7 protein-coding genes are annotated in these 13475 nt (G+C 44.6%); 2 read left to right on the top strand and 5 right to left on the bottom strand.

Annotation, left to right across the window (positions count from 1 at the left end):
- Positions 1–114: 114 nt before the first annotated feature.
- Together clpB and LCH52_01820 are read left to right on the top strand one after the other, a co-directional pair.
- A complete protein-coding gene (gene clpB / locus LCH52_01825) occupies positions 115–2733 on the top strand; it encodes an ATP-dependent chaperone ClpB (GenBank protein MCA0387213.1) in 2619 nt (872 codons plus the stop codon).
- A 103-nt stretch (positions 2734–2836) separates the two neighbouring features.
- A complete protein-coding gene (locus LCH52_01820; protein ID MCA0387212.1) occupies positions 2837–5410 on the top strand; it encodes an outer membrane protein assembly factor in 2574 nt (857 codons plus the stop codon).
- A 47-nt stretch (positions 5411–5457) separates the two neighbouring features.
- Here the strand turns inward: LCH52_01820 and LCH52_01815 are convergent, their stop codons facing one another.
- The 5 genes from LCH52_01815 to LCH52_01795 form a co-directional block, all read right to left on the bottom strand.
- On the bottom strand, positions 5458–6456 hold the full coding sequence (locus tag LCH52_01815; protein MCA0387211.1) for a site-specific DNA-methyltransferase: 999 nt from the start codon (positions 6454–6456) through the stop codon (positions 5458–5460).
- Positions 6457–6659: 203 nt separating this feature from the next.
- Entirely contained in the window at positions 6660–8717 is a 2058-nt protein-coding gene (locus tag LCH52_01810; protein ID MCA0387210.1) for a pullulanase, read from the bottom strand.
- A 219-nt stretch (positions 8718–8936) separates the two neighbouring features.
- Entirely contained in the window at positions 8937–9782 is an 846-nt protein-coding gene (locus LCH52_01805) for a T9SS type A sorting domain-containing protein (GenBank protein ID MCA0387209.1), read from the bottom strand.
- Positions 9783–10091: 309 nt separating this feature from the next.
- Positions 10092–12323, bottom strand: coding sequence for a T9SS type A sorting domain-containing protein (locus LCH52_01800; protein ID MCA0387208.1), 2232 nt, complete (start codon positions 12321–12323; stop codon positions 10092–10094).
- Between the two features lie 226 nt (positions 12324–12549).
- On the bottom strand, positions 12550–13434 hold the full coding sequence (locus tag LCH52_01795) for an NmrA family NAD(P)-binding protein (GenBank protein MCA0387207.1): 885 nt from the start codon (positions 13432–13434) through the stop codon (positions 12550–12552).
- Positions 13435–13475 lie beyond the last annotated feature (41 nt).

The raw sequence follows: 13475 nt of genomic DNA, 5'->3' as shown, positions 1-13475 counted from the left end.
TAATGGAAATGATTGTTGAACTCAAAAAAAATCATTTTTCATTAATCTCTCATAAAATAGAACAAATTCCGCAGCCTTGTTTTTTCTGTCTGCGGTTTGTTTGGAGGAATAAAAATGTCATTCAATATCAATAAATTTACAGTAAAAGCTCAGGAAGCCATCCAAAAGGGGCTTGAAATTGCCGGCAGTTACGGAAACCAGATTGTGGAACCCGTACACATTCTCGCAGCTCTCATCGAGGAGAGGGGTGGGATTGCCGATTCCCTGATCCAAAAAACGGGAGCAAACACCGACCGCCTTCGAATCAAGGTATCTGCGGAGATGGATAAACTTCCAAAAGTCTCCGGAAGTGCTGCAAGCGACCTCAAACTCTCGCCAAACTCCTCAAATCTTTTTGAAAATGCAATGAAACTCGCAAGTGAGTTCAAAGATGAGTTTGTCTCAACCGAGCATTTGCTCCTTGCCATCTCAGGTGATTCAGGGGAGGCGGGAAGACTCCTGAAAGATGCGGGCGTATCGAAAGAGGACCTCTCCAGTGCAGTTGAAGGAATCAGAGGAGGGAGCAGAGTAACATCCCAAAATGCAGAAGATACATACGCATCGCTTCAAAAATATGGCAGAAACCTGAATGATCTCGCCCGTGCTGGTAAACTCGATCCCGTGATCGGCAGAAATGACGAGATCAGACGGGTAATGCAGGTGCTCTCAAGAAGAACCAAAAACAATCCTGTGCTGATTGGTGAACCCGGAGTTGGAAAGACCGCCATCGCCGAAGGAATCGCACAACGAATTGTTTCGGGTGATGCTCCTGAAACCATCAAGACAAAACAGCTTGTTGCTCTCGACATCGGAGCTCTTATTGCCGGTACGCAATACAGAGGACAGTTCGAGGAGAGACTTAAGGCAGTTATCAAGGAAGTTCAGAATTCCAACGGACAAATCGTCCTTTTTATTGATGAACTTCACACCCTTGTCGGTGCCGGAAAAACCGACGGGGCAATGGATGCAGCAAACATACTAAAACCCGCTTTGGCTCGTGGAGAGCTTCACTGCATTGGTGCAACCACTCTCGATGAGTACAAAAAGTATATCGAAAAGGACGCCGCCCTCGAAAGACGGTTTCAGCCCGTTATCGTGTCCGAACCGAATGAGGAAGACTCAATCTCAATCCTGAGAGGATTGAAGGAAAGATATGAGGTGCATCACGGTGTCAGAATTACAGACGGTGCCATCGTTGCCGCTGTTCAACTCTCCAATAGATACATCAGCGACAGGTTTCTGCCCGACAAGGCAATTGACCTGATCGATGAATCCGCTTCACGGCTTCGAATTGAAATCGATTCGATGCCGGAGGAACTCGACATTCTCGAGAGAAAAATCAAGCAGCTCGAAATCGAAAAGGTTGCTCTCTCAAGAGAAAAAGACGATTCATCGGTGAAAAGACTCGAAGACCTCAATGAGGAGCTCGCAGAACTCACCGAGGAAAGAAGCGGCATAAGACTCCACTGGGAGAAGGAAAAAGAGGAAATTCAGCATATCCGCGAAATAAAATCGCAGATCGAAAAACTCCGTGCCGACTCTGAGATGTTTGAAAGGGAGGGCAATCTCTCAAAAGTGGCTGAAATCAGATACGGTACACTTCCCCAGCTCGAAAGACAACTGAAAGAGGAAACCGGCAACCTCAACAAGGTGCAATCGGAGAAACGGCTTCTGAAAGAGGAAGTGGAAGCCGACGATGTCGCAGAAATCGTTTCACGCTGGACAGGTATTCCGGTTACCAAAATGCTCGAGGGTGAGAGAGCCAAGTTAATCAACCTCGAAACCCAGCTCCACAAAAGGGTCGTCGGGCAGGAGGAAGCGGTTTATGCCGTCTCGAATGCCGTCAGAAGATCCAGAGCGGGACTGCAGGACGCCAACAAACCCACGGGATCTTTTATTTTCCTTGGTACCACCGGTGTCGGCAAAACTGAACTCGCTAAAGCCCTCGCTGAAGCCCTTTTTGACGATGAACACGCAATGATAAGGATTGATATGTCGGAGTATATGGAGAAATTCTCCGTTACCCGTCTTATCGGAGCACCTCCCGGATATGTCGGCTACGAAGAAGGCGGACAACTGACTGAAGCAGTCAGGAGAAGACCCTACTCCGTCATTCTCCTGGATGAAATTGAGAAGGCTCACCCGGATGTTTTCAATGTCCTGCTTCAGGTACTTGATGACGGAAGACTCACCGACAATCAGGGACGAACAGTTGATTTCAAGAACACAATCATAATTATGACTTCGAATCTTGGTTCACACATCATTCAGGAAAGTCTCACAAATCTGGAGGATACCGATATCGACAGGGTGATGGGCACTTTAAGAATGCAACTCTCGGATCTTCTGAGGAAAACTATCAGACCCGAATTCCTCAACAGAATAGATGATGTAATTCTTTTCAAACCTCTCAGACATTCCGAGATCAGAAGGATTGTGGAGATTCAACTGGAGGCCGTAAGGGAAATGCTCTCCAAAAAAGAGATTGCCTTCTCGATTTCGCAGGAGGCTGAAGACTGGATTGCAGACCTCGGTTATGACCTGACCTTCGGTGCCAGACCGCTAAAAAGAACCATTCAGAAATATGTTATCAATCCTCTGGCACAGGAACTGATTACAGGAAACATCTCAGATGGTGATACCGTTTCAGCAGAGGTTGACGACAGAGGAAGAATCATCTTCAAAAAATCATAACCTTCCGTCTTGTTTTGAGCAGAGGCTGTCATCATTAAGGCAGCCTCTGATAATTTCCCATTACTTATATTTGCTCTTCATTTAATAATTATTCAGACCGCTTTTGAAAATATTCCAAGTTCTGGTTTTTTCCCTTTTGTGTATCTCTGCGGCATCACCACAGAAACCTGATTCAGTAACAATTCCTGCCGGAGCCGAATACAACTCGGGAAGCATTCACCGGATGCTCTACGGAGACTTATGGCGTGACCTCTGGACAACCCCCGCAAAAATTCCCGTTCTCGATCTGAATCAGTTCGATGGTGGTTTGACACCGTTCAAAAAGGAAGACTCCACCGGAACCCTCTCTCTTTTCCTGCAGGGAAGTGGCGGCAAAATCTGGAAATTTCGCTCTCTAAACAAGTTTACAACGGTTACACTTCACCCCGATCTCCGGAACACATTTGCCGGAAAATTTTTTCAGGAAATGACGGCTGCCGCTCCCCCGGCGGTCACCCTGATACTCTCACCAATGATGGATTCCCTTGGCATCCTCCATTCAACCCCGTTACTCTGTTTTATACCGGATGATGTCAGGTTGGGCGACTTCAGGGACGGGTTCAGGAACTTGCCCGGTACCCTTGAAATTGACTCAAAGTCGATTGACACCACCATAATTTCGACAGAAAATCTGATTCAAAGACTGCTTACAGCACAAAATGAAAAAGTTGACGGCAATGCATTTCTGAAGGAAAGGTTGTTCGATGTGTTTGTGAATGACTGGAACAGAGGACCTGATCAGTGGGAATGGATGAAGCCGGGCGAACCAGGCAACCCCCTCTGGAAACCTCTTCCAAAAAACAGGGACAAGGCATTCTCACGATTCGACGGACTCTATCCAAAGGCGGCTTCCTTTGTTATTCCCGAGTGGACCTCATTCGATGGTTCCTTCCCGCCTCCCGACCGTGCAACCCGAACAGGCGGGTTCCTCGACAAAATGTTCCTCTCCGAAATTTCCCGTCAGGACTGGGATTCTGTTGCAGATTTCGTAGTGGCTAAACTGACAAATGAACTTTTTGACACGGCTCTAAGCCGGTTTCCTAAGGAGTTACTTCCCGGTTCCGCTTCATATCTGAAAAATATACTCGTTGAAAGAAGAGGTAATCTGAAGGAATTTTCAGCGGGTTACTATAATTATATCAACAAGGTGGTTGACATTTTTTCAACAGACTTTAATGACAAAGTTGAAATAATCAGAACTGACACTTCAACGGTTATTGCTTTCTTAAATCAGGAGTCGGGTCAGGAGGGGAAGACGACCGTGCACTACAAAAAGAAATTCGACAGCCGTATCACGGAAGATATCAGAATTCATTTGGTTGGCGGGGATGACAAAGTTAAGATCACCGGATATGCAGAATCAGGTCCCCTTATCAGAATCGACGGAGGTAAAGGGAAAGACAGTTTTATCGACTCTTCCGAGGTCGGGGGCTGGTTCCTCAATTTTCTTCCGTTCAGAAGGGCAGAGAACAAAAACATCTTCTTCGACGATGACCCCGCAACTGTGGTGATTGATGGTCCCGGAACAGTTTTTAGAGTACAGAAACCATTTTCAGAAAACGAAGTTAAGGATTTTTTTGATCCCGTGGTTCCACAGCACGGCAGGGGGATGAGTTTTAATCCGGTTTTTGATCTTTCGAGCACACTCGGACTCCAGTTCGGGGGCGGTCCCGTTTTCACTAATTATGACTTTCGAAAGAAACCCTGGGACTCAAAAATTTCATTTGTCGTATCGTATGCCACAAAACCAAAGGACTATGATGCCGAATTCGAAGGCTGGTTCAATTCCATTATCGAAGGGACGACAATAGGCTTCAAAGCATTCCGAAAATCCATCGATTTTAACAGGTACTACGGGTACGGGAATGAAACTGCATACGATCCGGAATTTTCTTCAAAAGGGGGGTATAATATCTCCAGGGTTCACTATGCGGCAGAAGTTTCTCTTGACTATGATCTTTTTTCCGGATTACATAATTTCTACCAGGTGAGGCTGTCGCGGAATGATACGGAAGTAAATTTTCCGGGTGTTCTGGTGAATCTTCCGGCGGGACAATATGGACTTGGTGTACTTACCACCATTACCTTCGGTACAGGGTTGTTGATTGATAAAAGGGATCATCCCGATCTTCCTCTCGAGGGTTACTACTTTAAGGCATCAGGCTATTATACTCCAAAATTCTTCTACAAAAGAGGAGAGATCTACTCAGGAAATTTCGATGTCCGGGGATACATACCGGTTCCGTTCCTGAAGAACTCTGCCCTGGCACTAAGGGTTACGGGTGAAAGGGTTTTGGGCGATTTCCCCTTTTTTATGTCTGCATTTCTCGGCGGGTCGAAAAATCTCAGGGGATTCAGAAACGAGCGATTTTCCGGGGATGCTTCGTTGTACGGGTGTGCAGAACTCCGAATTTCTTTGGGACGGCTTAAAACTCTGGTAACATCAAATATCGGGTTATACCTTTTTACTGAAGCAGGACGGGTTTTCCGGAATGGAGAATCTTCGACGCTCTGGCATGTGAGTAATGGAGTGGGGATCTGGTCGCATATCTTTGACAGGGCTTTGGTGATTGCCTCCTCAATTGCGTTCTCGCAGGAGACTGTTAATCTGTCTCTCTCCACCAAAGTGAATTTTTAATGTGGAGCCAAGACTCGAAGATTGTTCTCCGGGTCTTGGCTTAAAGTTTACATAAAGTTGAAGAAACCGCCTTCTTCCTCATTATCTTCGCCGTCACTTTTCTTCTTCGATTTTTTCTGATGCTTCAGTGAGTTTCTCTCCCAGAATACACCTTCGAAGTAGCCCTGAATAGTGTCATCGGATTCAGCCAGTTCGAGCCGGTATTCAGCCGTCGCTGCATATTTTCTGTCAATCTCGATTCCGACGAAGTGCCTGTTCAATTTTTTGGCAACAACCGAAGTGGTTCCGGAGCCCAGGAAAGGATCAAAAATCACATCCCCCTCGTTCGAGGATGCAAGAATCAGTTTTGCCATCAGCTTTTCGGGCTTCTGTGTCGGATGCTCCGTGTTTTCGGCCATCGACCAGTATGGAATTGTGATATCAGTCCAAATGTTTGAAGGGTGACTCATTCTAAATCTTCCCTCGTCTGAGTCCATCCAGTCCTTCGGTTCCCCGTCTTCTTTGTAGGGGGCGATAACAGCTCTTTTCTCCTTTACGGCATCGAGGTTGAAGGTATAGTCATTTCCCATCGTGAAAAACCAGATATCTTCCATCGAATTCTTCCAGTTTTTGCTCGCTCCGCGCCCTTTGTCTCTCTGCCAGGTGATTCTGTTTCGCAATTTGAAGTATTCGCTTGCCACGGAAAATATGGAGAGAGAGCTCAGGTAATCACCACAGATATAAATAGTGGCTTCGGGTTTCAGGAGTTTTAGCAACTGAGGGAGCCAGCTCCTGAGATACATCGAGTACTCCTCCACAGGAAGTTTTCTGAACTTTGCAGAACCAAAATCACGATCGAGATTGTATGGCGGGTCGATAATCAATAAATCAACAAACTCATCAGGAAGGTACTTGATAATATCAAAAAGATTACGGTTAATGGTTTTATCAAGTATCTTGTCAAGGGTAACGGTTTCGTTGATATCGATTAACTTCGCAGAATAATTCTCGAGTTGCTCTTCTGTCAGTGAAATTGTCTTGTTTCTTTTTGCCTTTGGTGCAGGCATGTCTTCTCCTAAAAAATTAGAATTTTGTACCAATATACACTATTATTAATATAAAATGGAAATTTGAGTCAAATTGTTCCCTAATGAGTGTTTTATCGCAATTTGCTCAAACAGCAACCGGATCGGGATAAAAAAATAAAAGGATGAAAGGAACGGGAGACAGGCTCAGGTTCCTTTCATCCTCCGGATTACCGGGTCAGTTTTTATTTTTTTCTCAGAACCACACCTGAGGAAGCAGGAAGTGTGATTTTCCCTTTTGCTTTCCCGAGACTTTTTGTGCCCGCTTTTTTGTCATTAACCAGCACCTCGAATTCCCCCTTGGGAAGTGAGAATTCAGCTTTTTTGTCCCGGTTTGCGTTGAAGAGCACCACAAAATGTTCTTTGTTGTGGTTAATTTCATACCCAAGGGTGAATTCATCTTTCAAGTCCATGAATTTCACTTCTTCGTAGCCAGCTCTTCTAAATGCCTTGAACGAGGAGCGAAGCTTTGCCAGACCGGCATAATAGTCGACCAGCTCTTTGTTCATCTCGGCATGGCGGTAGTTGATGTAGTTTACTTCGTTGTCTTTATCATAAGTATTATGATCAACCTTTCCTCTTAGCGGATCGTTAACATCAACATCAGCAGGCACCACCTTCGAACGCCCGAATTCCTGACCCGCATGTATCATGGTCATACCCTGTGAGGTGAAGAGGAAAAGAGCACCGAGTTTATTAAGTTTCATCTGTTCGGTGGTAAGTTTGGCGTTTTTATCTATGTCGAGAACCGTTGCACCTTCCTTAAGGTCTCCAAGTCCGATTCTGATAAAATCTCCAAGAGTGTAACCATCGTGAGACTCAAGATAATTCACAGAATGTTCTTTTTTTACAAAGAGCCCTTTTTCATCTCTGATCAGTGTGCCGTTTACATAACTCTTCAGTCTGGCAGGTGAATTGTCGCCGAACCATTTCTGGAAGATCCATCCAAGGTTGTTCTTCGGATTTTCACCCTTCACACCGTTTCTGATCTGATCGTTCCACGAGCCCCATTCTCTTTCGGAGAAACCTTTTGGATCGTAACCGCCACCCCATGGTTCACAGACGATAACAACCTTTGGATTTATTTTCCTCAGCTCTTTGATAATCTCTTCAATCGTTTTCCAGTCGATCAGTTTTCCAAGATCGAATCGGAAACCATCGATGTGATATTCTGTCATCCAGTATTTCAAACTTTCGATAATGAGCCTTCTCGCCATGGGAGCTTCTGTTCTGAAGTCATTTCCGCAACCGCTCTCAGCCTTAAAACTGCCGTCATCATTCAGTCTGAAGTAGTATTTTTTGTCGATCTCTTTAAAGCTACCCAGTTCATATTCGGAAATATGATTGTAGACCACATCCATCATTACGGCGATATCTTCCTTGTGAAAGGCTTTCACCATCTGTTTGAAATCATGCCGGGCTTTGTCTTCGTGACCCATCCACTGATTCCATCTCAATTTTGCCCAGTTTTCAGCATAATATGCTTCTGGAGCAAAGAACGCGGCGGTCATGTAGCCCCAGTGATTTCTCTCATAAGGATTCCATGTGTTAAATCTGTTGTGTTCAGCATCTCTGTACGGTATTTCAATGTTCCCGAATTCCTGTGCCGGAAGGAGCTCCACAGTATTCACATTCAGTGAGTTGATGTAGTCGATACCTCCCTTTTTCCCTTTTTCGATGAGTCCCTTGTAGGTACCCGGATTTTTTGCACCTGAGGAGGGGTGTGCAGTCTGGTCTCTTAGATGCATTTCGTAAACAATGAGGTCTCTCCAGTCTCTCTGAATCCATTTGTCTTTTCCCCAGTCGAATCCGCCATCTTTAACGACAATCCCCAGTCTGGGATTCATATATGTATTGAATGTTGCAACTGCCTTTGCGTAGGGATCGAGAATCACCACTTTTGATTTTTCAAGTACGCTGTCCTCGGGATTTATGATGATATAACCATAGTATAAACCATATTGCTCTCCCTGAATGGTTGCCTCCCAGACACCATCGTTGTCCTTCTGCATCTTCAGTTCCTGACCGTAGTCATCATCGACCTTTTTGAAAGTCTTTAGTGTTGCAGATACCGCTCTGGGGGCAAACACCCGAAAAACCGTGTTCCCTTTCTCGACAAACGAACCAAGTTTTTTGTCGGAGTAGGCGTTTAGAAATTCATCTTCTTTCTGTGCTTTGATAATCGTATGCGACATGATGAGCAGTATAACCAATAGTGAGAAAAATCGATATTTTGAAATCATAATAGTCAATCCGTTTTTTAGAATAATACAATTCTAAATTTAAGAAAATCGGGGGAACTATGCACTAAACAGGAATGTGGCAGGCGATTGACTTTGATTGGGAAACAAAAGCGGAGTATGGAATAAATAAAAAAAGGAATTGAGCCCCGGAGAGAAGTCTTCAATTCCTTTTCTGTTTTGAATTACCGGTTTTTATGCACCCGGCAGTCAGGGGTTATGTTACTTTAACAGGAGCATTTTCCTGGTTTCAGTGATGTTTCCTGATGTAAGGCGATAAAAATAGGTGCCACTCGGCAGATTCTGTGCGTTAAAACTGACTTCGTGATTGCCTGAATCCATCTGACCGTTCACGAGTTCCGCCACTTTTTCACCTGCTGCATTGAATATTCCCAGTTCAACCATTCCGCTTGCCTGCAGATTAAATCTGATAACCGTCGACGGATTGAAAGGATTTGGATAGTTTTGCATCAAACTGAAAACCTTCGGGTTGTTAAGTTCATCTTCCACCGCAACCGGGGAATCGGAAAATTTCAGGTCGTCAACAAGAAATGTGGTGCCAAGGTGGTAGTCACTTCCAGATACCGGACCGATAATGCTGATTGTAACCACACAGGTGTCCGGTGTGTCATCGTTCATGTATTGGAAAGGTACTTCAAGCGGCAGATAGGTCTGTGTTGTGGAGGAATATGTACGGGCTGCGATTCCAACCAGTTCTCCGTTTTTCATTAACAGCACTGATACGGAAAGCCTGTCGCCTCCCGAAGGATTTAGAATATAGTTGCCGGTAAACTTGACAGGCCTTTGGGTGTATGGAAAGCCTGATGCGTCGTCACCCGACTGAATAAAGGGAGCGACGACAAGGCCAGGTGACCACTGAACCACTTCCCCTTGTACGGCAAAACTGCCTGTTTTTGCGTTTGATGATTGAGTAACCAACTGCGGCAACATTGGGGCGTTTGGTGTTGCCCAGCCCGAAGGACCGTCGCTGTTCCATGTTTCAAAATCACCGTTTGGTATCTGACTGAATGCCAGAGTTGATGCCAATAGTATAAATAATGCGATCATTTTCATTGCTGTTCTCCTGATGATGAGATTTTTGACTTTGATTATTCTATATATTAAAATACAATAATCGATTAATTCGTCAAAAAGATATCGCAAATCTATAATCCGATGATAATAATATGGAGATTTAATAAATGAAAGGTATAATTACATTGTCTTCGGAATGAATCAGGTATGAAATGAGTACTTGAGCACCGGAGTACCGGAGTACCGGAGTGGATGAAAACCAAAGAAGGTTGGAATCTCAGGATCTCACTCACTCAAGTACTCAAGTACTCAAGTCACTCAGGTACTCAGATACTCGGGTCTCTATTTCATCAGGATCATTTTTCTTGTGGAAGTGTTATTCCCTGCGGTCAGTTTATAGAGATATATACCGCTCGGCAAATCTGCAGCGCTGAATCCGATCTCATGGTAGCCGGCTTCAAGATGCCTGTTTATCAGTTCAGTCACTTTTTCTCCTGAAGAGTTGTAGATAATCAGAGACACGAAGCTCGCTTTTGGCAGAGCAAAGGCGATCATTGTTGATGGATTAAACGGATTGGGATAATTCTGTTTAAGCGCAAATTCGAGAGGGATATTTTCATCCCCGGTGATTCCGGTTATGATATGGATGATCGACTGCCCGGCGTCGGGTATAAAAATATTCTCGTTCAGTCTGAAATTTGTAAAACTTACACTGCTTTGGCTGCTGTTCAAGCTGCCGTTATATGAAAGACGGAGTTTAAAAGCAGGAACACCGGGTGTTAATGGAACTTCCTGAAGCGAGGCAACGGCAAATTTAACCACTCCATCCTCGTTTCGTACTTCTCTTAGTGCACCCGAAAATTGAGGGGCAAACTGCAATCCTTCAAAGTTAAACGCACCGGCATCGAACGAAATATTTCCCTGGAGAGTGTAAAGGTTTTCCGGATTGTTTAAAAATACCGGCACTTCAATAATCTGTCCCGAAGGTGCGTTAACATCCACAATCTGAGGTGTACCGGCAGCCTGCGGGAAATTTCCCCACGGTAGCGAAGGAATCAGTCCGGCAACATATTGTGCGATTGTCGAGGCATCAGCCGCCGTGATAGTAGTGTTATTCGTAACTTCTGCATTTCCAAGCTGTTCTTCGTCCAAAGTAATTTGATTCACAAGGTACCTTAGCACCATTGATGCATCAAATGCCTGAACAACCCCGTTCAGATCGACATCGCCGGGGAAGCGGGTCTTTATTAACACTCTGCCCGGTTTTGTAAATACCGGGTAGTTGTTTGTATTAAAATAGGCGGAGTCGAAACTTATGAAAACGGAGTCTCTTTTTGTCGGATCTGCAGGAGTTGCCTTGAACTGGAGATAACACAAAATTCCGTTGGTGTTGATATAATCGGAGCCATAAGAGATAAATCGAAGGTTTTCGTTAGTCTGATTTGTGTAAAATGACCATCCTGATGTGTTCATTAGAGTGCCGACATCCGGTTTTACTCCAATAAACTTGAGTTTCGGGGAAAAATTGTTGAGATAAATCTGTCCGGAGAACAATGGATAACTGTTAGGATTCTTTATCCTTAGGGGTATTTTAACTGTGTCACCGGAGAAAAGAGCCACATTGTCGAGCGACAGTTCAATAGGCGTTCTCCTCTCCCAGGCCTGCTCCTGTCCGTAACCAACCACATGAATGTTTTCAAGATCCTGTGTATAAATGCCCAAAGCAACATTACTTGCAAACGGGAAAACATTTTCAAACGACCAGGTTGCTCCACCGTCAGTGGTTTTATGAATAATACCGTTGTTCAAAACTATAACACCCCTCATGGTGTCATAAAAAAACATGTCACCCGGGTAGATGTAACCCGGAATGTTGGGCGTCAGGTTGATCCAGGAAAGTCCCCGGTTGGTCGATTTCAGCAGTCCAAATTCGCCAGCAGCGTAAATCACCTGATCATTGGGAACAGAAATATTAAAAATTCCACCGACATAAGGAAGTGAAAGCGGAAGATACCCGGCACCTCCATTTTCAGTAACGAGCAATCTGCTTACCGTGGCAGAAGCGGCAAGCGAACCCATGGCACCGAACATGTCGGTTCCGTATGCAATGGATGTCAACTGGTAATCACTGGAATTGAAGTTTTGCCTTGTCCAGGTTGCTCCGGCGTTGGTGGTCTTGAACAGTGTACTTCCATATCCGACGATGTAGCCGATATCGGGACCGGCAAAATAAACCTTTTTGAGATTCTCGCTGGTGTTCAACTGAATTTGAGACCAGGTTTGTGAGTTAAATTCAAATTTCAACACCACTCCATTTTCGCCAACCGCCCAGGCTTGGGAACCGTGAATATCCACGGAGTTAAGCCATTCTGTTTGAGCTCCTGTCCTGAATATTTGCCACGGTGAGGCTCCAATTTTTATAAAAACGGCTCCACCCTCTCCAACTGCCATTCCAAGATCAGCTTGAAAATCAACATCGTTAAGTCTGTAGGGTGGATTAATTGTTTGTCCTCTCCATAACTGGGCGTTCAGACTAAGACAAAGCATTGCAATGAGTAAAAGTGTCTTCTTCATTTTATATCTCGATTAAATATTATTAAATACGGGTATTAAAATCGTAAAAATAATTTAAATAACAAGCAAAAATATTCATTAATACGGGGGTTGTGATTTGAGTTACAGGATTGGGTAATGTTTTTTGTGAGACTCAGCTCAAGGTGTTCAGGGAGAAACAAAAAGAGGCTGTTCAAAATGTGGTTTGAACAGCCTCTGAATTGGGGAAACAGCTTACGGGCTTTAGCTACATGTTATAAACATACGCAAAAGTATTGGCGAAATCCTCTATACTGGTTGGGGTTGTGCTTTCGTCATCTCTGATTACACCCTCTGTAATTCTACCGGTGTTGGCAACCTGCAGGAAAAGAGCCATGCGGTTTGCCATGCTCTCGCCCACACCCATCTGTACCATTGAGGCAATCATTCCTTCGAACGGGAATTCAATATATGTGAGATTGGGTTTGCCTGTGGCTTTCCCAAGGATGGAGGCAATCTCAGGATAGGTCAGGTCTCTTTCACCGAGAAGATACTGTGCAGACTTACCGGAAAAATCGAGCGCAAGAAGTCTTTTGGCACCGTAGTTTCCGATATCGACAGTCGCAATCATCGGCATCTTAAGGTTTGAAAGGACGGGGGAACCCATAATGCCACTCTCCTTTATGAGGGGAATCTGACCAAAAAGGTTTTCCATAAAAAATGTGGGTCTGAGATGTAGAACATTCAGCCCCTCAATTTTATTGAATTCCTCTTCCATATAATGCAATCCGAAGACAACTCCTGTGTCCTCCGGGAGTTGGGCACCGAGGCTGCTTAGAGTTACCACATATTTGACCCCTGAGTTTTTGATTGCGGCAGCGAGATTGTCTGCTGTTTTTTGTTGAAATGCATAAAAATCCGGTTCGGTGTAGGCAGGCGGAATCATGGCATAAACTGCCTCTGCCCCGCGAAAGGCGGTTGTAAGAAATTCCACATTTTCGAGTGTTCCCTGTGCAAATTCTGCTCCCATGGAGATAAGTTCTTTTGCTTTCTCAGGATCTCTGCCGATCAGTTTTACCTTTTTTCCTGCTTCAAGAAGTTTTGTTGCAATTATCTTGCCGGTGTTTCCGGTTGCTCCGGTTATTACGAACATGGCTATACCTTATTTTTGTTGATGGTTGTTTTTACATACAA

The sequence above is a fragment of the Bacteroidota bacterium genome, assembly GCA_020161395.1.
GTDB lineage: Bacteria > Bacteroidota > Ignavibacteria > Ignavibacteriales > Ignavibacteriaceae > UTCHB3.
Note: the sequence above shows the minus strand (reverse complement) of the source record. Positions and strands in the feature narration are given on the sequence as shown.

What these genes read in the sequence shown, in the direction of transcription:
- LCH52_01815 (MCA0387211.1), bottom strand. Translation starts at nt 6,456, where the DNA reads ATGCCTGCACCAAAGGCAAAAAGAAACAAGACAATTTCACTGACAGAA.
- LCH52_01810 (MCA0387210.1), bottom strand. Translation starts at nt 8,717, where the DNA reads ATGATTTCAAAATATCGATTTTTCTCACTATTGGTTATACTGCTCATC.
- clpB (MCA0387213.1), top strand. Translation starts at nt 115, where the DNA reads ATGTCATTCAATATCAATAAATTTACAGTAAAAGCTCAGGAAGCCATC.
- LCH52_01800 (MCA0387208.1), bottom strand. Translation starts at nt 12,323, where the DNA reads ATGAAGAAGACACTTTTACTCATTGCAATGCTTTGTCTTAGTCTGAAC.
- LCH52_01805 (MCA0387209.1), bottom strand. Translation starts at nt 9,782, where the DNA reads ATGATCGCATTATTTATACTATTGGCATCAACTCTGGCATTCAGTCAG.
- LCH52_01795 (MCA0387207.1), bottom strand. Translation starts at nt 13,434, where the DNA reads ATGTTCGTAATAACCGGAGCAACCGGAAACACCGGCAAGATAATTGCA.